The sequence below is a fragment of the Ensifer sp. BR816 genome (genome assembly GCF_000378985.1).
In the GTDB taxonomy this organism is placed as follows: Bacteria; Pseudomonadota; Alphaproteobacteria; order Rhizobiales; family Rhizobiaceae; genus Sinorhizobium.
The window spans coordinates 455,178-481,019 of the sequence record NZ_KB905371.1; the positions used below are offsets into that span (position 1 = coordinate 455,178).

The 25,842-nt window shown below is 60.5% G+C and carries 18 protein-coding genes and 3 pseudogenes; 13 read left to right on the plus strand and 8 right to left on the minus strand.

Going from position 1 to position 25,842, the window contains the following annotated elements; genetic code table 11:
• Positions 1 to 4 precede the first annotated feature (4 nt).
• Positions 5 to 298, minus strand: coding sequence for a conjugal transfer protein TraC (traC, locus tag RHIBR816_RS0131810; RefSeq protein WP_018240632.1), 294 nt, complete (start codon positions 296 to 298; stop codon positions 5 to 7).
• A 255-nt stretch (positions 299 to 553) separates the two neighbouring features.
• Between traC and traA the strand changes: the two genes are divergently transcribed.
• The 4 genes from traA to RHIBR816_RS0131830 are packed head-to-tail and all read left to right on the plus strand — an operon-like array spanning position 554 to position 6,210.
• Complete coding sequence (traA, locus tag RHIBR816_RS0131815) at positions 554 to 3,865, plus strand: Ti-type conjugative transfer relaxase TraA (protein ID WP_018240633.1); 3,312 nt, start codon at positions 554 to 556, stop codon at positions 3,863 to 3,865.
• Positions 3,862 to 4,428: a conjugative transfer signal peptidase TraF gene (traF, locus tag RHIBR816_RS0131820; RefSeq protein WP_026187667.1), complete on the plus strand. Its 567-nt coding sequence runs from the start codon at positions 3,862 to 3,864 to the stop codon at positions 4,426 to 4,428. The genes traA and traF overlap by 4 nt, the downstream gene beginning before the upstream one ends.
• Entirely contained in the window at positions 4,418 to 5,581 is a 1,164-nt protein-coding gene (locus RHIBR816_RS0131825) for a conjugal transfer protein TraB (RefSeq protein WP_018240635.1), read from the plus strand. Before traF ends, RHIBR816_RS0131825 begins: the two co-directional genes overlap by 11 nt.
• Positions 5,582 to 5,598: 17 nt before the next feature.
• A complete protein-coding gene (locus RHIBR816_RS0131830) occupies positions 5,599 to 6,210 on the plus strand; it encodes a TraH family protein (protein WP_018240636.1) in 612 nt (203 codons plus the stop codon).
• A gap of 65 nt (positions 6,211 to 6,275) precedes the next feature.
• On the opposite strand, the pseudogene RHIBR816_RS38750 reads toward RHIBR816_RS0131830, so the two are convergent.
• From RHIBR816_RS38750 to RHIBR816_RS34965, 6 genes and pseudogenes are all read right to left on the minus strand, one after another.
• Positions 6,276 to 6,489 (minus strand): annotated as a pseudogene (locus RHIBR816_RS38750) (helix-turn-helix domain-containing protein).
• Positions 6,490 to 6,995: 506 nt separating this feature from the next.
• Positions 6,996 to 7,700, minus strand: coding sequence for an autoinducer binding domain-containing protein (locus RHIBR816_RS0131835; protein WP_018240638.1), 705 nt, complete (start codon positions 7,698 to 7,700; stop codon positions 6,996 to 6,998).
• Positions 7,701 to 7,872: 172 nt separating this feature from the next.
• Entirely contained in the window at positions 7,873 to 9,369 is a 1,497-nt protein-coding gene (locus tag RHIBR816_RS0131840; protein WP_018240639.1) for an ROK family protein, read from the minus strand.
• 483 nt (positions 9,370 to 9,852) lie between these two features.
• Positions 9,853 to 12,189 carry a S9 family peptidase gene (locus RHIBR816_RS0131845; RefSeq protein ID WP_026187669.1) on the minus strand — a complete coding sequence of 779 codons (2,337 nt, stop codon included), beginning with the start codon at positions 12,187 to 12,189 and terminating at the stop codon, positions 9,853 to 9,855.
• Positions 12,190 to 12,786: 597 nt separating this feature from the next.
• Positions 12,787 to 13,062 (minus strand): hypothetical protein, encoded by a 276-nt coding sequence (locus tag RHIBR816_RS37810; protein WP_157628288.1) that lies wholly within the window; start codon positions 13,060 to 13,062, stop codon positions 12,787 to 12,789.
• 273 nt (positions 13,063 to 13,335) lie between these two features.
• Positions 13,336 to 13,808 (minus strand): annotated as a pseudogene (locus RHIBR816_RS34965) (Lrp/AsnC family transcriptional regulator).
• A gap of 103 nt (positions 13,809 to 13,911) precedes the next feature.
• Here RHIBR816_RS34965 and RHIBR816_RS0131860 point away from each other — a divergent pair.
• Complete coding sequence (locus tag RHIBR816_RS0131860; RefSeq protein ID WP_018240643.1) at positions 13,912 to 15,111, plus strand: diaminopropionate ammonia-lyase; 1,200 nt, start codon at positions 13,912 to 13,914, stop codon at positions 15,109 to 15,111.
• Positions 15,108 to 15,299 (plus strand): annotated as a pseudogene (locus tag RHIBR816_RS0131865) (Zn-dependent hydrolase); the annotation flags it as partial. The gene RHIBR816_RS0131860 and the pseudogene RHIBR816_RS0131865, both read left to right, overlap by 4 nt.
• A gap of 197 nt (positions 15,300 to 15,496) precedes the next feature.
• Here RHIBR816_RS0131865 and RHIBR816_RS0131870 read toward each other — a convergent pair.
• Positions 15,497 to 16,669, minus strand: coding sequence for an ROK family transcriptional regulator (locus tag RHIBR816_RS0131870; RefSeq protein ID WP_018240645.1), 1,173 nt, complete (start codon positions 16,667 to 16,669; stop codon positions 15,497 to 15,499).
• Positions 16,670 to 17,174: 505 nt separating this feature from the next.
• On the opposite strand from RHIBR816_RS0131870, the gene RHIBR816_RS0131880 reads away from it, so the two are divergent.
• The 7 genes from RHIBR816_RS0131880 to RHIBR816_RS0131910 all read left to right on the plus strand — a co-directional run bounded on the left by RHIBR816_RS0131880 (position 17,175) and on the right by RHIBR816_RS0131910 (position 25,780).
• Positions 17,175 to 18,203 carry an AraC family transcriptional regulator gene (locus RHIBR816_RS0131880; RefSeq protein ID WP_026187670.1) on the plus strand — a complete coding sequence of 343 codons (1,029 nt, stop codon included), beginning with the start codon at positions 17,175 to 17,177 and terminating at the stop codon, positions 18,201 to 18,203.
• 652 nt (positions 18,204 to 18,855) lie between these two features.
• Positions 18,856 to 19,881: a porin gene (locus RHIBR816_RS0131885; RefSeq protein ID WP_018240648.1), complete on the plus strand. Its 1,026-nt coding sequence runs from the start codon at positions 18,856 to 18,858 to the stop codon at positions 19,879 to 19,881.
• A gap of 407 nt (positions 19,882 to 20,288) precedes the next feature.
• Positions 20,289 to 21,290, plus strand: coding sequence for an extracellular solute-binding protein (locus tag RHIBR816_RS0131890; protein ID WP_018240649.1), 1,002 nt, complete (start codon positions 20,289 to 20,291; stop codon positions 21,288 to 21,290).
• 36 nt (positions 21,291 to 21,326) lie between these two features.
• A complete protein-coding gene (locus RHIBR816_RS0131895; RefSeq protein ID WP_018240650.1) occupies positions 21,327 to 22,325 on the plus strand; it encodes an ABC transporter ATP-binding protein in 999 nt (332 codons plus the stop codon).
• A complete protein-coding gene (locus tag RHIBR816_RS0131900; RefSeq protein ID WP_018240651.1) occupies positions 22,322 to 24,031 on the plus strand; it encodes an iron ABC transporter permease in 1,710 nt (569 codons plus the stop codon). Before RHIBR816_RS0131895 ends, RHIBR816_RS0131900 begins: the two co-directional genes overlap by 4 nt.
• Before the next feature lie 13 nt (positions 24,032 to 24,044).
• Positions 24,045 to 24,968 (plus strand): sugar phosphate isomerase/epimerase, encoded by a 924-nt coding sequence (locus RHIBR816_RS0131905; RefSeq protein ID WP_018240652.1) that lies wholly within the window; start codon positions 24,045 to 24,047, stop codon positions 24,966 to 24,968.
• Positions 24,965 to 25,780 carry an inositol monophosphatase family protein gene (locus tag RHIBR816_RS0131910; protein ID WP_018240653.1) on the plus strand — a complete coding sequence of 272 codons (816 nt, stop codon included), beginning with the start codon at positions 24,965 to 24,967 and terminating at the stop codon, positions 25,778 to 25,780. Before RHIBR816_RS0131905 ends, RHIBR816_RS0131910 begins: the two co-directional genes overlap by 4 nt.
• The last annotated feature ends 62 nt before the right edge of the window (positions 25,781 to 25,842 follow it).

Genomic DNA, 25,842 nt, shown 5'->3' on the forward strand with positions numbered 1-25,842 from the left:
CCGCTCAAGCCTCGCCAGCCCTGCCCTCAGCCGCGCCAGCCGGGTTATGCGCGCAGGGCGAGCTCTCGCCAGCGCCACCTGGCCCTTTCCCTCCTGTCGACCGGGCCTTCCCTCCGCGAAAACGTTTCGCCAGATCTTCGAACGCCGCCTGCAGCTCTCCCTCCTCAATCTCGATCTCGCCAAGTCCGGCCTTCAGTGCGATCCGGCCGATACGCTCGGCCTCGCGGGTCTCGGCGAGCTTGAGCTGCTCCTGGAGCTTGGCGATTTCGTCGCGAATTTTCGATGAGGGTTTTTTCATGCCGACTGTCTCCTCGGGTGCGAAAGCTGTCTTTCGGACCCAATCTTCCGGATGTCGGTGCGGAACGCACTACTGTGAATCATCCAATCGCCAGGGGCGATGCTTTCATGAATGATCCCGGCCGCTCGACAAGAGCGGCATCCGAAGGGCGCAATTATACGTCGCTGTCGCGACGTTCTTTTTGAGAGCGCCTGGCGGGGCCGGTCTCGCTGCCGAACACGTTGATTTTGCTCGCAATCGGGAGAGAACTCCGCCGTGGCCGTCCCTCATTTCTCCGTCAGCATCGTCGCCCGCGGCTCCGGTCGCAGCGCTGTGCTGTCGGCGGCCTACCGGCATTGCGCCAGAATGGACTACGAGCGGGAGGCCCGCACGATCGATTACACGCGGAAGCAGGGCTTGTTGCACGAGGAGTTCGTCATCCCTGCCGATGCGCCGCCATGGCTGCGGACGATGATCGCCGATCGCTCCGTTTCGGGCGCGTCGGAAGCGTTCTGGAACAGTGTCGAAGTTTTCGAGAAACGATCAGATGCCCAGCTTGCCAAGGACGTGACCATTGCCCTGCCGATGGAACTCTCGACCGGACAGAACATCGAACTGGTGCGGGATTTCATCGAGCGGCACATCACCTCGAAAGGGATGGTGGCCGACTGGGTCTATCACAACGCGCCGGGCAATCCTCATGTTCATCTGATGACGACGCTTCGGCCACTGACCGAAGATGGTTTCGGCGCCAAGAAGGTCGCGGTCACAGGGCCGGACGGCAAGCTGATCCGCAATGACGCAGGCAAGATCGTCTACGAGCTTTGGGCGGGAAGCCTCAACGACTTCAATACGTTTCGCGACGGCTGGTTTGCCTGCCAGAACCGGCATCTGGCGCGCGCCGGGCTCGACATCCGTGTCGACGGGCGATCCTTCGAAAAGCAGGGGATCGAGCTCACCCCGACCATTCACCTTGGTGTTGGCGCCAAGGCGATCGAGCGCAAGTCGGCGGAGACCGACGGGCAAGTTTCGCTCGAACGGCTGGAATTGCAGGAAGAGCGTCGCGCCGAGAACGCCCGCCGCATCCAGCGCCGTCCCGAGCTCGTGCTCGACCTGATCACGCGCGAGAAGAGCGTCTTCGACAAACGGGACGTCGCCAGGATCCTTCACCGCTATGTCGACGATGCCGGCCTCTTCCAAAGCCTGATCGCAAGGATCCTGCAGAGCCCGGAAACGCTCCGCCTCGAGCGTGAGCGGATCGAGTTTTCGAGCGGCGCCCGGCTGCCGGCCAAATACACGACGCGGGACCTCATCCGGCTCGAAGCGGAGATGGCCAACCGGGCAATCTGGCTGTCTCACCGGACCTCCCACGGCCTTGCCGACGCCGTGCGGAAAGCGACGTTTGCCCGCCACTTGCGCCTGTCGGACGAGCAGAAGACGGCGATCGCACATGTGACCGGCGGCGCGTGCATCGCTGCGGTGATCGGGCGTGCCGGCGCCGGCAAGACGACGATGATGAAGGCGGCGCGCGAAGCGTGGGAAGCCGCGGGATACCGCGTTGTCGGCGGCGCGCTTGCCGGCAAGGCTGCCGAAGGCCTGGAGAAGGAAGCTGGCATCGTCTCGCGCACGCTGTCATCCTGGGAACTGCGCTGGAACGACGGCCGCAATCGGCTCGACGACAAGACGGTGTTCGTCCTGGACGAAGCGGGCATGGTGTCGTCGCGGCAGATGGCGCTGTTTGTCGAAGCCACGACCAAGGCCGGCGCCAAACTCGTGCTTGTGGGAGATCCGGAACAGCTCCAGCCGATCGAAGCCGGTGCTGCTTTCCGGGCCATCGCCGATCGCATCGGCTACGCCGAACTCGAAACCATCTATCGCCAGCGCGAACAGTGGATGCGCGACGCTTCCCTCGATCTGGCTCGCGGCAAAATAAGCAAAGCAGTCGAAGCCTATCGCGCGCAGGGCAACGTCACCGGCGCCGATCTCAAGGAAGAAGCGGTGCAAACGCTGATCGCCGACTGGAACCGCGACTACGATCCCGCCAAGACATCGCTGATCCTTGCGCATCTGCGTCGCGACGTCCGCATGCTCAACGAGATGGCACGCGCAAGGCTCGTCGAGCGCGGTATCGTCGCCGAGGGATTTACTTTCAGGACCGAGGACGGCAATCGCAGATTTGCCGCTGGCGACCAGATCGTGTTCCTGAAGAACGACGGTTCGCTCGGTGTCAAAAACGGCATGCTGGCGAAGGTCGTTAGTGCAGCGCCCGGACGTATCGTTGCGGAAGTCGGAGAAGGCGAACACCGCCGCCAGGTCACGGTCGAGCAACGCTTTTACGCCAATGTCGATCTCGGCTATGCCACCACGATCCACAAGAGCCAGGGTGCCACCGTCGACCGTGTGAAGGTTCTGGCCTCCTTGTCGCTCGATCGCCATCTCACCTACGTTGCCATGACCCGTCATCGCGAAGATCTTGGCCTCTATTACGGCCGCCGATCCTTCGCGAAAGCAGGCGGCCTTATCGCGATCCTGTCGCGCAGACAAGCCAAGGAAACAACGCTCGATTATGCGAACGGCCGCTTCTACGGCCAAGCCCTTCGCTTCGCCGAGGCACGTGGCCTCCACCTCGTCAACGTCGCGCGCACGCTCGTTCGCGAACGGCTCGAATGGACCGTTCGCCAGAAGTCGAAGCTCGCCGAGCTTGGCGCACGTCTGGCGGCAATCGCCGGCAAGTTAGGTCTCTCCGCCGCGGCCGTCAGGCCCCCCCAATCGCACACCATCAAGGAGACGAAACCGATGGTATCGGGCATCACCACGTTCCCAAGATCGCTGGAACAGGCTGTCGAAGACCGGCTAGCTGCCGACCCCGGCTTGAAGAAGCAATGGGAGGAGGTCTCGTTGCGCTTCCATCTCGTCTACGCTCAGCCTGAAGACGCGTTCAAGGCCGTCAATGTCGATGCGATGCTGAAGGACGAAGCGACCGCGAAGTCCACCATTGCGAGGCTCGGCTCCGAACCGGAAAGCTTCGGTGCGCTGAAAGGCAAAAGCGGGATCCTCGCGAGCCGCGCCGACAAGCAGAGCCGAGAACGGGCCGTCACCAATTCAGCTGCGCTGGCACGCAACGTGGAGCGATATCTGCGTCAGCGGACGGACGCCGAACGCAAATATGACGCCGAGGAGCGCGCCCTTCGACTCAAGGTCTCCCTCGATATCCCGGCTCTGTCGCAGGCGGCAAAGCAGACGCTTGAACGGGTTCGTGACGCCATCGATCGCAACGATCTTCCGGCAGGCCTCGAATACGCGCTTTCCGACAAAATGGTGAAAGCGGAACTCGAAGGCTTTGCGAGAGCCGTATCGGAACGTTTCGGCCAACGCACCTTCCTGCCGCTTGCCGCCAAGGACACGAACGGCCAGACCTTTCAGTCGGTGACCTCAGGCATGTCGGCCGGGCAGAAGGCGCAAATGCAATCCGCCTGGAATTCAATGCGGACGGTGCAGCAACTTTCCGCACACGAGCGCACCACCGAGGCGTTGAAGCGGGCGGAAACGCTGCGGCAGATGAAGAGCCAGGCGCTCTCGCTCAAATGACCGCTATGACTCGAACAGACAAGCAAACACTGACGCGCCCCTGGCAAGCTGCAGTCACCTTATCGGTCTCCGCGGCTGCACTTGCATCAGTCGCTTTCGCCGGCTTCCTTGGCGGCTATCGAATCAACCTGACGCCGAGCGAGCCGCTTGGCCTCTGGAAGATTGCCCCGCTCGATCGCCCGCCCGATATCGGCGATCTGGTGTTCGTCTGCCCGCCGGATAGAGCCGACATGTGGGAGGCGAAAGCGCGAGGTTATCTCCGCCCCGGTCTTTGCCCAGGCCGCGTTGCGCCACTCATCAAGTCGATTGTCGCCGTTGCCGGCCAGCGCGTCGATATTGCCGAGGCCGTGACGGTCGACGGGCGCGTGGTTCCTGCTTCCGCTCTGGCGAGCAAGGACGGAAGAGGACGGTCCCTTGAACCGTTTTCCGGAGGTGTGGTGTCGCGTGGACAGGTCTTTCTCCATTCGTCCTTCGCAGGATCGTTCGACTCCCGTTATTTCGGGCCTGTGCCGACATCAGGCGTTCTCGGTCTGGCGCGTGAGGTGTTGACCTATGCGCCGTAACTGGATTCAACCAACGCTGCTCGTCATCGCCTCGGCCGGCGCCGGCACGGTCGCATGGAGCGGCCATGTGCTGCTGTTGCCGGTGGCGATCGGCTTTCCCATCCTCTGGTCGCTGTCGAAATCGAGGTCGGCGGCAACGCTCGTTTCCGCCGCATATTTCTTGTCGGCGTCGCGCGGCCTGCCGCAAGGCGTGGCAACTTTCTATGCGTCGGATATTTGGCCCGGCCTGCTGCTGTGGGTGGCCGCCTCCGCGGGTTTTGTCGCGGTGCATGCGCTGTTATGGACGAAGGACGTCAGCCGCCGGCCCGCCCATTACGTTTTGGCGGGCCTCCTGATGGCAGTTCCCCCCTTCGGCATTACGGGCTGGGCGCATCCCGTCACAGCTGCCGGCGTGCTGTTTCCGGGATGGGGATGGTGGGGACTGGCTGCCACGACAGGCGGCCTGGCGGGCTTCGCTTCCCGCCTTCGGCCAGCTGTCGCCATAGGCCTTGCAGGCTTCTGGCTCTGGGCCGCCGCGTCCTGGACCGATCCGAAGCTACCGGAAGCATGGCGGGGCGTCGATCTCGAATTGGGTGCCTCGCTTGGGCGGGACATCAGCATGCAGCGCCACCGTAATTTGATTGCAACGGTAAGCGAACAAGCGTTGGACGGTGCTCGAACCATTGTCCTTCCCGAAAGTGCTTTGGGCTTCTGGACGCCGACGGTCGAACGGCTTTGGGTCCGCGCGCTGGTAGGACGGGACATTACGGTCATCGCAGGTGCTGCAATTGTCGACGCTGACGGATACGACAACGTGGTCGTTGCAATCTCCGCAGAGCACAGTCGGATCCTCTACCGGGAGCGCATGCCGGTCCCTGGTTCTATGTGGCAGCCCTGGCGACCGCTTTTCGGCGGCAACGCCGGTGCGAGAGCGCATATCTTTGCAAATCCCGTTGTGGCTCTCGGCTCCGGCCGGGCGGCGGTGCTTATCTGCTACGAACAACTGATCATCTGGCCGGTCTTGCAATCGATGCGAGGCGAGCCGGATTTGATCGTTGCTGTCGGCAACGGCTGGTGGACCAAAGGTACATCCATCGTCGCCATCCAGCGCGCCAGTACCGCGGCCTGGGCGAGGCTTTTCGCAAAGCCGCTTGTTCTTTCGTTCAACACCTGATGCCCGAGGAAACCCCCATGCTCGACGCCGCCCTGATCAAAGACTGTGCCGACCCTTCTCTCAAGCCCGCGATCGTCGAGCAGTTCGTGACAGCGGCGGGCTCGTCCGATCCTCTCGCCGTGACCGTCCGATCGGGTGGCCGGTTGATCCTCGCACCGAAGGCCAAGTCTGCCGAGGAAGCGCTAGCGATCATGCGGCAATATGCCGGAAACGCTGTCGTCCGTGTCGGTCTGACGCAGTTGCCAGCCGGCGTGGGCATCAAGGACCTGGCCGAGCTGAAACCGGACTTGGTCGACGCATGCCAGAACCTGCGCAAGGGCACGGCGATGTTCGCCAAGGTCATCAGGATTGTCGCTAAATGGTATGGCAATCCAAAGAACGACGAGGTTTTCCCGCAGATCTTCGAGGATGCCGTCTACGCCTGGAAGTCCGGCGAATTCGAGGGCACGAACGTGTTTCAGGCTCCCTATCCGGGGGGGAACGTCACGACAGGAGATGTGTCGCCCTCGGGCGCGGACGAAGACGGCGGCGACAGCCATCCAGAAGATGCCACCGCTGAAACTCCGGACGCCGGCAATATTGGTTCGGCCGAGATGCGGGTAGACCTATCAAGGATCGACGGCAAATAACGGTGCCCGCGCTACAGCCGGGAATGTCCAGCGACTGAAAATGAGATCTGCTCGGCTCGCGCAAGTCAGTCGGATTTCGTCACGAGCCGTGGCTGGCTCAACACCAAAGCCTCGACGATTTGGCCAAGAACGGTGACGCTTGCTGAAACGTCGGCGCGCTCAATGCTGCGATGTAGCGTGTGCGCTCAGGCCCGAGACGTCTGCCAATTCTTCCTGCGCGAGGTGTTTGGCACGACGTATCCGCCCCAGATTGATCGCCATGACCTCCTTGAAACTCATGACGTGAGTGGACCGAAATAGAAAGAATCGTTCCAGAAACGATAATTTCGATTCCTTTCCCCGCGCATTAGTGGCCGTCTCGCCGCGCGTACTTTAAGTTGAAGGGGGCTGATGATTTAGACAGTGCCGTCAAGGCACAAACGATATATTGCGGACGTTAGTTCTTGTGAGTCGGCGACGACATCAAAGCTGAGACCAAACGGATGGGCGAGTGTAACGCATCCGGGAAGGCCGAGAAAACGACAGAGGAGGATCTCGTTACAGCTCACTCAAGAAAGAACTGGAGGCTTGGCGGTTTCCGCAACCCTGGACACTGACGTCTTCTCATTGCCGATGAAGCTGTCCACGAAGAATGGCTTCGCGCCTGCGCTCGATCCCTCCGTCTCGAGCGCAGTTCTTCAGAGCCTGCAGGACGAACATCTCGCCCGGCAGAAAAAGTCGCAAGCCCAGCAGGAAGAACGCTGCGGTATGTCCATGATGTTGCCGCGGAGGATGAGGACTGACACTCAGATCAGTCCGCGGTCCTTGGCAATCGCGACAAGTTGCGGAACGGTCTTGGCGTCGAACTTTCGCCGCGCGCTGTCCAGATAGTGCTGCACCGTTCTCTCTTTGATGCCCGTCAGCATCGCGGTGTCCGGCGCGCTCCTCCCCTTTATCGCCCACATGAGGCACATGGCCTCCCTCGGGGAAAGCATCCGCCTTGGCGCGACGAGCGTTGTGGCGCCGATGATCTTCAGGCGGTAATGAATGGTCATGACCGCCTGCAGCGCCTTCCGACCGTCCCGCAGTTTCGAAACATCAGCCTTCCGCTCCGATGACGCCAGGGTCAGCATCATCTTCGAGCCGAAACTACCCTCGGCCGGAATTGTCACCCCGCTATAAATGCCGTGTTCGACCGCCTGGTCGCGAAAACGCCTGAGGTCGGAAGATCCGCGATCCGGCCAGTCATCCGCCGTCCAGGAAAATACGTCCATACGGCGCTTGGCCTCCGTGACGACGGGGTCGATGCAAGCGTAGTGACTGGTGAGGTAAACATCCTGCCATGGCTCAGGATAGGAATTGAAGGTCCGGACTTCGGCACCTTCGGTTTGCAAATATGCAAAACGCTCGAATCCGCATGCTCGAGCGAAGCTTTTGACCGCCTTCTTGATCATCCGTTCATCGTGCGCGGCTTCCGCCATGTCGATGAGAGAGCGAAAGTCTTCGTCCACTGACTTTTCTCCTTCCTGTTGAGGCAAGGGGCTCAGATTCCGCCGCGACTGCCACAGCGTTCACACTAGGTCGCAACCATGCGGCTGGCCGAAGCTGCATCAATCGTCGGATCGCGACCGTACACTCATGCCACAGTCGCGGACCGATAGTGCCGAAACACTACCGGCGCCGCTATGCGATTGGAGACCGAGCAATTGGCCGCCGTCCATTAAGGTGGGGGCTTCCACTACTGGCGACAGCCCCCGTGAAAAAAGCCCTGAAGAACGGAACGCAGCCGGCACCAACCGCGCCGGCTTGGACGCCAAGCTGTGAGGCGGAAACGGGAGCGATCAGCAAGCCGCGAGATGGTCCTTCGATCGGCTCCGAGAGGATCGTTTCGACGAGCCGTTTGTTAATACCGCTAGGCAAACGACCGCCGACGACAATGCGTGCCGGATCGAAAAACGCCGTTGCTAAGCGCACAGCTTGCCGAAGCTGCGCGCCAGCCCGGCTGACCCATTCGCTTACGAGGGAACCAGCCGCCGCCGGCATTGCATTCATGTGCTCGACGTCTCGAAGATAAAAGCCAGCGGCCTTCAGCGTCGCGAGAAGGTCCTGCCCAGAGGGACGCGGCTGATCGTAGGGGTACAGTACGCCCGGCAAGCAGGCATTGCCATTGGCACCCCGATATGGCTTCCCGTAGATCACAGCTCCGCCGCCAACCCCATGCCCGATGTGAATGAAGAACAGCGGATCATCGCCGGCGTTTTTATTTGCAAACACGTATTCGCCGAGGGCCGCTGCCGTGCCGTCGTTCTCGACATGGCAGGCAATCTCAAAGGCACCACGGAACGCTTCAATGGCCCTGCCCTCTTCAAAGGCAGGAAAGAAAGGGTGCGCCTTCAAGAGGTTTGAGGCGGTGCCGAAATTTCCCGGGACGGAAACGCCAAGGCCAACGAGGTCGCTTTTCACGATGGACAACGCAGCGAGCATTTCATTTACGGCAGCCTCAGCCGCTTCCGCCACTTCCTCCGGCTTGCCAGTCGTTACTTCCACGGTTCTCGTTGCCAGGATCGACCCGCCAAGGTCGATGATGACCACTTCCATGCGCGCGATCGAGAAGGTGACGCCGGCTGCGAAGAAGCGATTGGCCTGCAGTCGCAATAGCCGGCGGGGTTGACCTTGCGCGCCGCTTCGATCGGGCTCATCCGAAAGCAGGCCAAGATCCAGCAACCCCCCGATGAGGCGCGTCACGGAGGCACCTGTCATCCCGGACAACTGCGCGAGGTCGACTCGCGCCACTCCCCTGTTCTTGAATATTAGTTCGACGAGTCGTCGTTCGTTGAGGGAAAGGTCCGGCAGTGCTGGCATGATGAAGGCAGTCCTAGCGAATCGATCCCCGGGTTCGGAAAAGTTATTGCAAAGAAAATTAACTTGCGCAATGTAATTAACGCGGGCGGCAGGGACGAACCGAAAGGCAAATACGGCATCGGCGCACGTGTTCGGCACCTGCCTGCAATCCTCGTGCGCCTTCCACGGAGGTCTCCAACCAAGGCTGGGATTTTCTGCGCAAGCTATGATCGCCAGCAATGACGCGGATTCGCATCCTCCATTCTCGATAAGAGAAAGCTGGATTTTCAAGTGACGGAAATGGCTATTAATCAAGCCGCAAAGAGACAGCACCGACATTGACCGCCGCATGCATCGAGTCCGGGAAACCCCGGAGATTCAAAGTGCCACCTGAAATCAGGAGATTTCGACTCTGTTCTCCGGGCCAAATTCCGCGACACCGCGGAATACACGGACTACACAAAATCTATGCGGACATTCCCGAGCATGAACTATTCGTCTTCACTTGTCGTCCGCACGATAAGTGCAGAGAGATACTTGCCTCACCCGGCCGTCGATACCGACCGGTCCCTCATTGCATTCTGTCACGGCCGGCTTCAATTCCATGCCATTGCCTGCGCGGCGGGGTTGGTGCAGGCGGTTTCGCTTGAGCACCCGCCAAGGTCGCGGCCGGGGGTGGTCTGCGATCGAGTATACCTGGCCTCGAATTCGGCCCTTCCAGGACAAGGTTGAGCTTGCGCCTTTCTCGCCATGTCGGGTCAGCACCATGACACATTACGTCAGCGGCGCATCTGCCAAGCGACGAAGAGGCCCCCAGGCTCGTCACCCGCTCGATTTATCCTTCGGCAGCTCGACCGGGATAGCGTTCCAGTTGGGCGGGTTTTGTCCGAGAATGTTGCGAACGAGGAAGTCCAGGAGTTTGCGGTTGGTGAACTTGCCGGGTGCACCATGATCCGCACCGGGCACATAGACCATTTCGAAGTCTTTTCCCGCCTTGATGAGCCGATCGGCAAGCTGGAAGGTGGAGGACGGATCGACATTGTGGTCCATTTCGCCGACGATGAGCATCAGCTTGCCCTGCAGCCGATAGGCATTGTCTATGTCGGAGGATTGCGAATATTCGATGCCGACCGGCCAACCCATCCATTGCTCGTTCCACCAGATCTTGTCCATGCGGTTGTCGTAGCAACCGCTGTTGGCAACCGCAACCTTGTAGAATTCGGGGTGGAAGAGCAGCGCGCCCACCGCATTCTGGCCACCGGCGGACCCGCCGAAAATGCCGACATTGGAGATGTCGTACCAGGGAAACTGAGCGGCTGCCGCCTTGTGCCAGAGAATGCGATCGGGGAAGCCCGCGTCCTTCAGGTTTTTCCAGGCGACATCATGAAAGGCGCGCGAGCGGTTGTTAGTGCCCATGCCGTCGATCTGCGCGACAATGAAACCTAATTGCGTGAGCAGCTCGGTCTCGGTCGAGAATGATTTCGGGACGAACGAGCCCTGCGGCCCGGCATAGATGTGCTCCACCACCGGGTATCTCTTCTTCGGATCGAAGTTGGCTGGCAGATGAATGATGCCCCAGATATCGGTCTTGCCGTCCCGTCCCTTGGCAGGAAAGCTGAGCGGCGGTCGCCAGCCCGCGGCGGTGAGCTCGGAAATTTCGGCGCTCTCGACATCCATCCGCTTGACGTTGTCTTTGGCACGGTAGAGCACCATGCGCGGCGGCAGATCGACGCGAGACCACAAATCGACATAGTAGCGGCCGCCGGGCGAAAACACGATCTGGTGGTTGGCCGGCTCGGGCGTGAGCTCGGTCAGCCCCGTTCCGTCGAAGCCGATGCGGTAGGCGTGGACGAAATACGGATCCTCCTCCGGGTTCATACCGCTTGCCTCGAACCAGATCTGACGCTGGATCGGATCGACGTAGTCGACCGCCCGCACCACCCAATCACCATGGGTGATTTGGTTTTCGAGCGCACCGCTCCGGCCATTGAACAGATACAGATGCTCGTGCCCGTCGCGTTCCGACGCCCAGATGATCTCCTTGCCGTCATCGACATCATAACGGTAGGTTTTCCCGGTCCACTTCTGGTCCCTAGTGAGCGATATGTAATCGACGAAGGTCCTACTAGCCTCATCGATCAGCGCGCGCGTGCGGCCGGTGGCGGCATCCACCTCCACCAGACGATAGAGCTGATGGCCGCGCTGGTTGTATTCGAAGGTGAAGCCGCGCGCGTCCTTCCACCACTTGATGGGCGATATCTGGAACGGGTTCGAAAACAGGGCGTTGTCAATCGCGATCTCGCGCCGGCCGGCAATGTCGAACAGCACCGGCTGGGAAAGTGGAAGCACGTCACCCGCCTTGAGATAGGCGATGGAAGGAAATTTAGGTTGAAGCTGGTCCGTTGGCGCCGATTCGAGGTAGTGCACCTCCCGCTTGTAGCCGGGCCGGATGCGGTAGGCCGCAAGGTGGCGAGAGTCGGGAGACCAGCGGAGCGTGGAGAAGGCATAGTAGTTGCCTTCCGAACCGTCCCAGCTCAGCGGGACATCCTGCGAGCCGTCCTTGTTGCGCAGGAAGACATTGTAGTTCTTGATATAGGCGCTCCATTTTCCGTCCGGCGACACGCTCCACTTGCGGGAATCATTCGTCACGGGCGGCGTGTAGTCGTGGCTTTCCTTCTGATAACGCGGGTCGTCCGGCTTAATTTCGGCGGCCGTGCAGGCATCGCTCGTTAGGCCGCAACTCCACAGCCTATTCCCGCTGCGGAAGTTAAGCCTGTCACCATTGTCGGTCAGTTCGAAGCGGTCGAATGGAAGGTTTTCAGGATTAAAACTCTGGTGGGTCTCCTTGTTCAGCGCCGCCGCGAGGCGGACCTGATCGAAGGCCGGTCGCTTCTCGCCCGTGGCGGCATTGACCAGCAAGAACTCGTGCTCGCCGTGACTGCTCCGTCGGTAGGCGAAGGTGTCCTCGCTAAGCCAAAAAGGCACTTCGGGCAGATCGACAGAGAGCCGGCGATAGCGGTCGTTGATCGTGAGCGCCCGCTCGAAGTCGGCGAGCGCCAGCGGCGAATCCCCAGGGGCCGGACCGTTCGGCAGCCCCTGCGCGCCCGCCGCTCCCGCCTCAACGAACAGCGCGAGCGTTAAAGCCCCGATCTTCAACATGGCCATTTGCCCCCTTCAGTTTTATTAGTCACCGCGTCCTTGGATCTGCACTGCTCAAAAGGCCGTGCAGCAGCGTTCAGGTCCTGAGGAGCCCGCAACTGCCTTGTTACGCAATCGCCGCGTCCGAACCTGATGACTTGACGAGTCTCCGGACACCCAGGAACCGACGAGGTTGAATCGATGGGAAAGTTGGAATGGACTTCCCGCCCAAGCAGCAGCTTGGCCCAGCATTGTCATCGACGAACCTCTGATCGGCCTCACAATGATCAATGGAGAAGATTGAGCTATCACTTTGAGCCGGCCTAATTAACACGGGGATTCTGGAGACCCCAGCATTAATCGTGCCAAAGAAGACACTGGTGGAAATACGCGCGGCTGGTCGAAACTGTTATGTCGCGTGTCTAACATCGTCAGACATCGGACATGCTCTACCTCAATACAACGCCGCGTCAGGTGGACTGCCATTCAGGAACGGATGAACGAACGAAACCCTTCCGACTGGCGCCAGCTCCGCAAGGTCGTCAAACAGGCTGTGAACCAGATGCCCCTGTGGGAGCCCACCATGCATTGAAGGGCGAAGCCTAGAAGGTTGGCTTTTCATCTGACCGGGCGCCTGCCCGGACGCATTAAGTGCAGGCTGATCGCCGGATGCACGCCGGCCACCGCTGCTGCGATCGCGGCTTCCCGCGTCGATTTCTTGTCGTTGGTTGGATCACCCATAGCGCGCCGACGCTCGAGCCTCGATTTCGCGTGAAAAAAAGGGGCCAGCGGAAGACCGCGGCCAAAATTAACCTCCAGAGGGGAACAGCCGATCCGGCGGCTGCCGCAAGAGCGGTCCCGAATGCCAGCTTTTTGAAGATTTGGAAGGTTCATTGCAATCCCCTTTTGTTGCAGGCGGATCATGCTCAAAAAGCGGCCAATCAATCAAAACGATAGTGCGCATGGCAATAATGCGTGACATTCATATCCTTCGCGCCGAATTTATGACCTTCGCCATGAGGGATGGCTTAGCCGATCGTCCGGCCCGGGCGACGTGTAAAATCGATAGTTCGGGCGAATTGAACGTCGCGACCTGACTGCTTCGCTCAGCACGCACCGGACACCGGAACCAGGCCATTGCCTCGCAGCAAGACGCCCAGCACGGCGTTAGGTCGGTACGCCGAGCCCCACCTTGATCCGGTCCATGGCGACGAAGGTGCGGAAGCGTTTGACATTGTTGTTGCCGAAGAACAGGCGGCGGGTGCTTCGTAGTCGGCCATCGACGGCACGACGACGACGAGGACGAAGTCGGCTTCGCCGGTCACATAATAGCATTGCTGAATTTCGGGGGCGGCGGCAAATTCGCGTTTGGCCTGCTCGATCTGTTCCGCCGTCTCGCTGATCACTTCGACCTCGACGAAGATGGTGATTGCCTGGCCGACGGCGGCGGGATCGACAACGGCGACGTTGGCGCGGATGACGCCATCCTCCGTCATGCGCTTGATGCGCCGCTGCACCGCAGGTGCCGAGAGACTGACAGCCGCGCCGATCGTCCTTTGCGGCGTCGTGTTGTCACGCTGCAGGATCTCCAGGATCTTGCGGTCGAAAACGTCGAGTTGGGGCGGTTTGGAGGGCGGCACGGACGACCCCACGAAACAAACTTGCAAAACAGAGGTCAAATATCGGCGCCATTTTTGCGAAGTTTGCAATATGTTTTCATCCAGACAACAAGCGAGGCCGTTCATGTTAATTCTCAACAGCAATCCCGACTATCGGTCGCCACTCGAACCTGACGATGCCGATATGCTCGGGCTCACTGCGGCCGAGGGCGTTGAACTTCACTTGCGCTTCCGCGACCATCATGCCGAGACACCGCTGATTTCGTTGCCCGCGCTCGCCGCCCAAACAGGTATTGCTGCAATACATTTGAAAGATGAGGGCAAGCGATTGGGACTCGGCAGCTTCAAGGCGCTGGGCGGCGCTTACGCCGTCGTCCGCCTTGTTCTCGAGGAAGCGCAAAGACGGCTCAGGCGGCCGGTCGACATGGCCGAGTTGCGTTCGCCTGACGTCCGCAGGGTCGCCGAGACAATGACCTTCGCCTGCGCGACCGACGGCAATCATGGTCGCTCCGTCGCCCAGGGCGCCAGTCTCGTCGGCGCGCGGGCGGCGATCTTTGTCCACGCCGGCGTCAGCGACGAGCGCGTCGCGGCGATCGCACGCTTTGGCGCCGAGATGATCCGCGTCGCCGGGAGCTATGACGACTCCGTCAAGGAGGCGGCCCGTGTGGCGCGCGCCCGCGACTGGACCATCGTGTCCGACACGTCCTGGCCGGGTTACGAGCGCATTCCCGGACTGGTGATGCAAGGCTACACGGCGCTGGTGCGCGAGGCGCTAAGGCAGATGCCGGCGCCGCCGACCCATGTGTTCATCCAGTCCGGCGTTGGCGGTATCGCCGCCGCAGTTGCCGGCCATCTGGCCATCGCATTCGGTGATCGGCGGCCGGTCTTCACCGTAGTCGACCCTGCCCGCGCCGCCTGCCTGTTCGAGACCGCGCGGGCCGGCCATCCCGTCGCCGTGCCGCATGGCGAACCGACCGTTATGGCCATGCTCGAATGTTACCAGCCATCGCTTGTCGCCTGGCGCATCCTGTCACGCGTTGCCGATGCCTTCATGACCGTCGACGAGGACGATGCGATGGCGGTGATGCGGCGACTTGCCAATCCGGTCGGCGGCGATCCGGCTGTCGTTGCCGGAGAAAGTGGTGGTGTCGGGCTTGCCGGGCTCCTAAAGGCTGTCGCCGATCCTGAAATGAGATCGGCTCTTTCCATCAATGAGGAGTCCCGCATCTTCCTGGTCAACACGGAGGGTGCGACTGATCCCTGCAAATATCAGGAAATCGTCGGGCGTTCGCCTGATGAGGTCACATCGCGAGGTGCAGAGTGAGCAACCATTCCATCGACTCCACCCGGCTGCTTGGCCGGCTTGGCGAACTTGGCGCCATCGGTCGTGACAGCGACAGCCGACTGATCCGTCTTGCCTCGTCCGATACCGACAAGCTCGGGCGGGACAAGTTCGTGTCCTGGATCGAAGCGGCCGGTCTCGAGGTCGCGGTCGACCGGATCGGACGCGTGGCGACGCGTAGACCGTGAAGCCGATCCCGCTTCCCATCGACCTTGCAATTTTGTGGAGGTCGACTGCGGCGGTTGTGCGTGGCTGGCCACGCCGTGCGACAGTTGGGCGTGGTTCGCGCTCGGCGTCACAAGAAGCAGGCCTTGGCGACGTCCTGCCTCAACCGCTTCCTCCCCGCCGGGTTTATGTCTGCACCGAACTATGTGGCCCGAGAAACGGGCCGTCTACCGTTAAGGCGGGCGCTTCCGCTATTGGCGACAGCACCCGTGAAAAGAGCCGCGAAAAACGGGACGCAGCCTGCGCCAACCGCACCAGCCTGGACGCCAAGATGCGAGGCGAAAACCGGAGCGATCGGCAGACCTCGCGATGGTCCTTCGACCGGCTCCGAGAGGATTGTCTCGACAAGACGTTTGTTGAGATCGCTGGGCAAGCGCCCGCCAATGACAATGCGAGCCGGGTCGAAAAACGCCGTCGCAACGCGCACAGCCTGGCGAAGCTGCTCGCCCGCGCGAGCGACCCACTGGCTGACGATGGCATCTGCTGCCGCTGGCAATGCGCTCATGTCGTCGAAGTCCCGAACCTGAAAGCCGGCCGCGTCCAGCGTTTCAATCAGGTCCTGTCCGGAGGGCCGCGGCTGATCGTAGGGGTAGAGGACACCCGGCAGGCAGGCATTGCCGTTCGCACCGCTATACGGCCTGCCGTCGATGACGGCGCCGCCGCCGACCCCATGCCCGATGTGAATGAAGAACAGAGGGTCATCAATGGGACTCTCATTTGCGAACACGTATTCCCCGAGGGCAGCGGCCGTCCCGTCGTTTTCGACATGGCAGGTAATGTCGAAGGCATCTCGAAACACTTCGATTGCACGGCCGTCTTCGAAGGCGGGAAAGAAAGGGTGCGCCTTCAACAGGCTCGAGGCCGTCCCGAAATTTCCAGGCAAGGAAACGCCAATGCCGACGAGGTCGGTTTTCCGGATGGACAGTTGAGCGAGCATGTCATTGACGGCAGCTTGAGCTGCCTCCGCCACTTCTTCCGGGCTGCCGGTCGTCACCCCAACGGTCCTTGTGGCCACGATCGAGCCGCCAAGATCGATGATGACGACCTCCATCCGCGCCACCGAGAACGTGACGCCGGCTGCGAAAAAGCGACTGGCCTGCAGCTGTAATAGCCGTCGCGGTTGACCCTGAGCCCCACTTCGATCCGGCTCCTCCGAAACCAGGCCGAAATCCAGCAGGCCCCCGATCAGGCGCGTCACGGAGGGGCCCGTCATGCCGGACAGCTGCGCCAGGTCGACACGGGCCACTCCCCTGTTCTTGAATATCAGTTCGACGAGCCGTCGTTCGTTCAGGGATAGTTCCGGTAGTGCAGGCATGTCACGGTTCCTGGCAAATCGTTTAGAAGCTATTGCAAATAAACTTAACTTGCGCAATGTAATTAAAGTGACACAGAGCCCACGTAAGAGGCATTCTCAAAATCGGGAGGGTTTCGATGAAACGGCCGCATGTTCTTGCGCGCACTGCTGCCGCGGCTTTTCGGCTCGGGCAGACGCGATGATCTGCAGTCAAGGCGGCGAACGCGCGGCCTGGATTGCCGGCCAGGGCAAGCAGCGGACGATGTTGCTGAACGCGGGTTGGCGCCAAGGTCTAGACTCCTGGCAGAGAAGTACAATTCCCCAAGCCGACGTCTTTCCCGGCATGGCGGACACCCGCAGGGCCCACTGCCAAACTCAGTCTGCGTCCTGGACGAGCTTCCTCCCCGCGCAAGGTCAGTCGTAGAGGATCCCTAATGAAAGGCGACACATGCGTCCCTACGCAACAAGGGCACAAGGGCGGTTTCCTTCCCATCGGGAACGTTTCGAAGCAGGGCAGGTGAGCGGGATGAAAGCGCTCGGGAATACCGTTGAAGGATGTGCGCATAGTTTTGAAGCATCGTCGCGGGGCGCAATCCTGCGCAATCTCGAAGCTTCTGAACCGAATTGGAGGTGGTCGGTTCCCTTCGACCCGGCCGACGAGTGTTCGCTTAAGTTCAGCAGGCAAGATCTTCACACAACCTCGATAACCAGCGCGGAGCACTCAGTCCGTCTCGATGCGCTGGTCAGACGCCACACGGCGCGCATCAGTATCTTCTTCGTGCTGGCAGGTGCGATTGAGATCGGGGGTCGGCAAGCCCGCAAAATCCTATCTATCCCCGCGGGGCACGTTGCAAGCGTCTGCCAGGTTTCAGCTAGACAAATGGCTATTGAAGCTGGCAGTTCCTGGTTGGCGTTTCACATTCCCGGATCCACGCTGCGGCGGCACTTTGAGGATATGACCGGTAAACCCTATCTACAGAAGTTTGCGTTGCCGCTTACCGGGTTTTTCGACGCCGACGCGGACGGCCTCTACCAGACGCTCCGGCAAGCGGGCAGGGACCTGAATGCTGCCTCTGCAGAGGAAAGACCGGTCCTGGCGAAGGCCTACCAACAATTGGCGCTGGCCAAGCTGTTTGCAAAAATGCCCCATAATCTTGCCGATGCATTTGCTCGAGGAACTCTGACGGCGGCGCCAAGGCAACTCATCAAGGCCGAGGCTTTCATGCGGGAGAACTTGTCTAACCCAATTACCATTGACGACCTCGCCAGCGCTGCAGGATGTAGCCCGCGAGCGCTGCAGAGAATGTTCCGCACCTATCGCGGACGCTCTCCCATCGGAACTCTCTGCAACTACAGGCTGGCCGCAGCGCATTGCGCGATAAAGGCCGGTCAAACGGCGAGCATAACCAATTTGGCTATCGCCTTTCAGTTTTCGAACCCGGGTCGTTTCTCAGCTCTTTACAAGAATGCCTACGGCCAAAGCCCCTCGTCCGCCCTGCGCTTTGCACGCGACGACGGCGAGGCGGAGCTGACTGACTCCAATGAACTCGGTTGATAAACAACAAACGTCGCCCTTAGAGCGGTGATGTAATCATCCCCCCGGCAGGGTCGCCACGACAAGAGAGAAGCTGGATGCGCCTTTGGCATTGAGGCGCAAAGTGGCAGTACCCGTTGATCGCGCCCACTGGCCGCGGTGCGCTCGGCAGCATTCTACAGGGCTTGATCAGCGAAAGATTGGCAAAGCGAAAATCGCGTCGCCGCCGGTATAGAAGGCGTAGCGCGGGGATTGCGTCGCCAGCCTGTTCGGTTTGCTGGCGACGCTGCACCGGAGGGCCCGCCTTCTCTCGGGCAATCTCGTCGTATTGCCTCTTTCAAGAAGAGTCAAGCGTAATAAAACAAAGATCAAATAATGTCGTAATATGTATAAAGACATTTCGGACATCTGTAATGTATATATGAAAAATGTTGTCCAGATATACAAAATACGACTCAATTTAAGCGGCGATTGAGCAACGACATATACATGATCGTTAGCCCTCTGTGTCCAAAATGCGGCAAATTTGGTTTCAACATTATTGTTGAATGATACCTCTCGCGCGCTGCCCATCGGCATCGATGGCCTGTTTCGTTGCAGCGCGACGGGGCGCGGTCGGATCTTGAATCCTTGGCCGGCCCTTGATCACCACTAGAAGAGAGACATCCTTCAAATGAACATCAAAAGTTTGCTTTTCGCCTCCGCCGCGGCCTTCACGGCTGTGTCTGGCGCACAGGCGGCTGACGCAATCGTCGCTGCCGAACCGGAGCCTGTTGAGTATGTCCGTGTGTGCGATGCCTTCGGCACCGGATACTTCTACATCCCTGGAACCGAGACTTGCCTGAAGATCAGCGGCTATGTTCGTTTCCAGGTCTCGTATGGCCCCGACGAAGTCAATAAGCGCCAGGGCTGGGGGGCCCAAGGGACCTCCGATTGGGACGCCTTCTCGCGCGCCTATCTCGCCTTCAGTTCAAAGAGTGATACGGAGCTTGGCACCCTCACGGGTTTCTTCGCCGGCGAGTTCAACGCTGACAATGATAGCGACGTCGGCGATAGCCTGATCAACGTCGACGAGGCCTATATCCAGCTCGGCGGCCTCAAGGCGGGCTTCTTCTATAGCTGGTGGGACAAGGGTATAAATGGCGAAACTGACTCGCTCGCTAACATTACCGAGTTCAACTCCATCGCATACCTTTACGATGGCGGCTCGATCCAGGCAGGCGTCGCTCTCAATGAGCTCGAGGGCACGACAACGAAGGCCAACGGCATCGGTATTCAGGGCATCGTATCAGTAACCGTCGGCGGCGTTTCGATCGACCTGCTTGGCGGTTACGACACCGAAGTCGAAGAAGGGGCTATCCGTGCCCTGCTTTCCGCCGAAGTCGGTCCGGGCGTCTTCCAGATGGCTGGTGTGTGGACATCTGACCCGAACACGTATTTTGCGGCCTCCGAGTGGACCCTTGCCGCGTCCTATCGCTATAACGCAACCGAGAAACTGGCGATTACCCCTGGTATTCAGTATTGGGGTGACCTCGGCTTCGTCAACGATGCTGATCAGTGGCGAGGTGGTCTGGCGGTGGATTATAAAATCACCGAGGGCTTGGCATCGCGCGTTTCGGTTCAGTACACCAGTCGCGATCTCGGCGCAGGTACCGATGATTTCGTAACCGGCTTCGTTCGCTTGCAGCGTGATTTCTGATCTGATTTGATTCTGAACCTCGCAGTCACAACCTGCGGGGTTTTTTTCTGCCGAGCATGATCTCCGTTTTGGAAAAGGTGACGTCGGCTCCCAAAAAACGACTGGCCTACAGCTGCAATGGTCGTCGCGGTTGACCTGAGCCGGCACCCGCGATCACCAGCCTGTTCGCCTGTTCGGCCGGGCAGCTCTGTCAGGTCGACATGCCACCCCTCCCCTGTTGTTGAATACAACTCGAACAGCCGTCGTTTGTTGAGGGAAAGCGCCGGCAGTGCCGGCGTGCGCAAACCTGGAAAATGATCCAAGGTTTCTGAAGAAAGCGGTTGCAAAGAAAATTAACTTGCGCAATGTAATTAAAGTGACACGGAACCCACGTAAGAGGGGCGTGTCCTCAAACCTGGGAGAAACTCATGAAACTGTCACTTGCTCTTGCATCCGCGGCAATTGCGCTGGCCTCGGCCTTTCCGGCATTCGCCGGCGCCCTGACCATCTACAGTCCGCAAGGCGGCGAACGCGCGGTCTGGATCGCCGAACAGGCCAAGGCCGCCGGCCACGACATTAAGCTCTTGAATGCAGGTGGCGGCGAGCTCTTCGATCGCCTGCTGGCAGAGAAGAACAATCCCCAGGCAGACGTCGTTCTTGGCATGGTGGACACATCGATGGCCCTGCTGAAGAAGGAAGGCCTCTTCCAACCCTATTCGCCGTCCTGGGCGACGGACCTGCCGGCGCGGTACAAAGACGCGGAGGGCATGGTCCACAAGTTCTGGCAGACACCGATCGTGCTCGCCTATTACCCGGATCGGTTGCCGGATGCAGAGGCGCCGAAGAGCTGGCTGGATCTGACCAAAGACGAATACCAAGGCAAATACGTGCTCGGTGCCACTGCCTGGCAAACGCCGCGCATGTATCTTGCCGGTATCCTCGTCCGCTTCCTCGACGCCAACGGTGAGGTGTCGGATGAAGGCTGGGAGTTCCTCAGCAAGCTCTACGCGCATGCGATCATCGCCAACGACGCGGATTCCTATACCGAGGCGTTCAAATCCGGTCGCGCCTCGCTTGATCTGAATTGGCTCGGCGGCAGCTTCAAGCTGGCCAAAGACCTTGGCGCAAAGGTCAAGGTGATCGACACTGAAGGCGGTACGCCGATCCTTTCCGAAGGCGTGGCAATCATGGCCGCGACCGACCAACTCGATGAGGCCAAAGCCTTCGTCAATTGGTGGGGATCGGCCGACGTGATGGCCGCTTATGCCGCCAAGTTCGGCCAGGTGCCCGTCTTGCCGGAAGCCTTGGCCAAGTCGCCGCCCGCCGTGCAGGAGAATGCCAGGCTCGTGAAGGCGCAACCGATCGACTGGGATGCAATCGCCCCCAAGCTCGACGGATGGCTGCAGAAGATCGAGCTTGAAATCCGCTAGTCGGCGGCAATTCCCGAAATGGATTGGAAGTCTGCCATGGCCGACAACGTTTTGTCTCTCAAAAATCTCGACGTCGGTTTCCCTGGCATGACCATCGTCCATGATCTGAACCTCGACGTTGCCGACGGCGCTTTTGTCTCGCTGCTCGGCCCGTCGGGGAGCGGCAAATCCACGGTGCTGCGCACCGTTGCCGGGTTACTCCCGGCCTTGGGGGGAAGGATCGTCCTTGAAGGGGGCGATATCACCACCCTTCCCCCTGAGCGTCGCAATGTCGGTATCGTCTTCCAGAACTACGCCCTGTTTCCAACGATGACGGCGTTCGAAAACATCGCCTTTGCGCTCCGCGTCGCAAAGAAACCGCAGGCGGAGATCGAAAGGCGCGTGCACGAGGTCGCCGCGATGGCCGGGATCACCGATCAGTTGGACAAGAAGCCGGCAAACATGTCGGGCGGACAGCAACAGCGCGTGGCAATCGCCCGCGCGCTGGTGACCGGATCGCGCGTGCTGCTCTTCGACGAGCCCTTGTCGAACCTCGACGCCAAGGTCCGCGCCTCGATGCGCCAGGAGATCAAGCGCCTGCAGACGGAGCTCGGCTTTACCGCCATCTTCGTCACGCATGACCAGGAGGACGCGCTGACCATGTCGGACGTCATTGTGGTGCTCAATCACGGCAGGATCGAGCAGATCGGCGACGGCCGCACCCTCTACCGCAAGCCGGCAACGCCATTCATCTGCGAGTTCATCGGCGTCTCCAATGAGCTGGCTCCCCCATTGGCGGCTCGCCTGCTTGGCCGCGATATCAAGGGCCGCAGCTTCGTGCGCCTTGAAGATGTGGTGCTCGGGGCCGCCGAAGGTATTCCGGCGCGGGTGAACCACGTCGAATTCCTCGGGGCATACAGCCGCATCGATCTCGATGTCGAGGGCCACGCCCTTTCGGCAATGCTGATCGGCGATCCACTCCCGGAGCCCGGAAGCTCCGTCTCGCTCGCTGTCCGCCCCGGTGCTGCGCATATATTCGCCGAGGCGACACCATGACCCGCACTGCTGGCTTCGACCGCCTTCTCTACTGGTTCGGCTTGATCGTCATTGCCTGGGCCGTGCTGACTTTCCTTCTCGTTCCAATCAGTGCTGCCCTGCACGCCGCGCTGTTCAGGCATGGCGGGCTGGAAATCGTCGATGCCGTTGCGGAACTGGTGAGCTCTCGCCGCGTCCGCGCCGCGCTCTGGAACACCGCGTGGATGACGGCGGCCACGATCGTCACCGTCACGATCGTCGGGATGTTTCAGGTGGCTGTGCTCGAATATTTCCGCGTCCGCGGGAGTGGCTTTCTAAAAGTTGCCTTTTCCACGCCACTGGTCTTTGGCGGCGTCGTTGCGGCCGCCGGCTACAACTTCACCTATGGCCCGGGCAGCGCCATCACCGCGGCGCTGACGGCGCTTTTCCCATCGATACCGCGCGACTGGTTCATTGGCTGGTTCGGCGTCCTCTTTGCCCACACCTTCCTGATGACCAGCTTCCACTTCCTGTTTTTGCGCGCCGCCATGCGCCGCGTCGACTATTCGACTATCGAGGCGGCGCGCAGCATGGGTGCATCGGAACTGACGATCCTGCGGCGCGTCGTCCTGCCGGTCATCATGCCGACCTTGCTTGCCGTCACCCTGCTGACGCTCCACACGGTCGTCGGCTCTTTCGCAGCGCCCCAGGTCTTGGGCGGGCGGGACTTCCACATGCTGAGCCAGATGGTCCTGACGCTGAACAGTCTGCGCAGGCCCGACATGGCAGCGCTTCTGGCGCTGCTGATGGGCATGGTTCTGATGGGGCTGATCCTGCTATCGCAGTATTTCGAGGCCAAAGGCGCCTATACCGCCGGCGCGAAAACCACGACCCGCATCCAGCTGCGGCAAATCCGAAATCCGCTTCTGCGGACTATGGTGCACGCGCTTGCCTATTTGCTGGCCGCAATCTACCTGGTGCCGGTCGCGCTCATCGTGCTGTTCTCCTTCGCTCCCGCTTCAAGCATCGGCATTGAGATGCTGCCCTCCACACTCACCCTGACCAACTATGCCCGCGTGCTCGGCGGCGGCACGGCTTTCGTCCCGTTCTTCAATTCGATGCTCATGGGCTCGGCCGCGGTCGTTGTCGGTCTCGCCATCACGCTCTTTGCCGTGCCGATCATGGTGCGCAAGCGAAACTGGCTGACGCAGGCGCTCAGCATCAGCTTCTTCCTGCCCTGGATCATTCCCTCCATCCTGCTGGCGGTGGGGCTGATTGTTGCTTTCGACGCGCCCAATCCGCTTGTCGGCAATGCTGTCCTGCTTGGCAGCTATTGGCTTTTGCCGATCGGCTACGTGATCTTCAGCCTGCCGCTCATGGTCCGCTTCATGCGTTCGGCCTTTATCGGCATCGATCCGGCCTTTGAAGAAGCGGCCCGCGCAATGGGCGCCTCCGGCCCCTATCGCTTCCGCCGGGTCGTCCTGCCGCTCGTGGCGCCGACCGCCATCCTGGTCGCCGGCATGAAGTTCAACACGCTGATGGCCGAATATCCGCTCTCGGCCTTTCTTTACAACGTCAACAACAGGCCGCTGCCGATCGCCATCGTCGAGGGCGCGGTATCGGCCGACCCCGACCAGGCCGCCATCAGCCTCGTCTACGTGACGCTGATCATGGCCTTCTCGCTCACCGTCATCCTCATCGCCGAGCGCCTCAGCCTCGGCCGCACCCCGGAAACAAGCAACCTCTGAATGGACACCTGAAATGGACACTTGCATCACCGTCTGGCACTGGCCCACGCATGAACGCTGGTACGACGAGGGCATCCGCCAGTCGCTCGAGCTGATCCGTGAAGCCGGCTTCACGCATATCAACTGGAACCCCGATTCCGGCAGCTCCTACTTGCTTGCAGACGCCGAAATCGAGTTCACCCGCCGCATCGTCGCCGAGGCCGGCCTCAAAACCCACTCGGTTCACGCCAGCAACGGCGTCAACCCGGTCAGCGAGCTCGCCCATGCTGGGCCTGCGCCGTTCGCCATGGAAACGCGCAAGAACATCCTTTCCCCGCACGAATGGCAGCGTCAGAGCGGCGTCGAGCTCTTGAAGAACCGCGTTGATCTGGCTGCCGCTTTGGGCGCCCCGAATGTCGTGCTGCACGTCGACATTACCGACGACACGTTCCGCACATCCGAGACCGAGCAGTCGTTCTTTGAGCCGCTTTACCGCTCGCTTGACGACGTTCAAGCCTATTGCCTCGAACGCAAGGTGCAGATCGCCGTCGAAACGTTGGTCAAGGCAAGTGCCTGGAACTATCATGCACTCTATGCCCGGCTGTTTGAGCGCTATGGCGCCGACTTCATCGGGCTCTGCTATGACAGCGGCCATTGGGAACTGATCGAGCCGGGCGAGGTATCCGTGCTGGAGCTTTATGGCAACCGGCTGCTGGCGACGCACATTCACGACAATTTCGGCGCGAAGGACGACCATCTGCTGCCGTTCGACGGCAGGCTCGACTGGAACGCCATCACCAAAGCCATCGCCGCGACTGATTATGTCACGCCGCTGAACTTCGAGACGCCGATGGACCGCTACGTCCTGGCGGAGGCTTCCTTCTATCAGCGGGCACACGAGATCGCTGTACGGCTTGAAGAGATGATCGCAGCAGGGCGCGACAAGGCAGCAAATTGAATCGCGATCTCACCACCCGACTGGATTTGCTTCAGAACGTCACTGCGAAGGTCGGGGCCTTCGCTCTACTGCGCTTTCGCAATCTTGCGCAGATCGCCATCGAGACCAAAGGCGAGGCTGATTACGTCAGCGCCGTCGATCGCGATGCCGAAAGCCTCGCCCGCAGGCTCATTCACGCCCAGTTCCCCGCCGACGCGATCGTCGGCGAGGAACAGCACGGCAAAGCCGAGGGCGACTACTGGTTGATTGATCCCATCGATGGAACCGCGAATTTCCTGTCGGGCATCCCGTTCTGGGCGGTCTCGATCGCCTATGTTCGCGACAATGAGCCGGTCTTCGGCGCCATTGCGCTACCGGCATTGGCCGCCTTGTTCTGGGCCTCGGTAGACGGCCCTTTACATGCGACGGGATCGGTTTCGCCGGTCGTCGGCACGCAGCCGATCGCCTTTGGCGTGGGCCGGAACCGGACATGGCCTATCGCCCACCGGCTCGAAGTCGAAGCGACGCTCGAAGCGCAGGATTTCCATATCGTCTGCTTGGGGAGCTGTGCCGCAGCGCTTGCGATGGTCGCGGCGCGCCGGCTCGCCGGCTATGTCGAGCACGGCACCAATCTTTGGGATTGCGCTGCCGGACACGTCTTATGCCGGGCGGCGAATATGCCGTCGACCATTCTCCAAGAGGCAAATGGGAAAGTGGCCGTCATTGCCGCTGCCCAGCATCTGCCAGAAATTGCCAATATCTTGCCGGCATGTACAGGGAACGCACTGCTTCGGCACTTGCTGAGCGCGCAGTTAGGTCGCGCAGAAGTGTGATCTTTCGGGTCCACAAATCGTCATAACCAAACTGTTCGGTGCCGTAGCCTTGCTGGCATTTT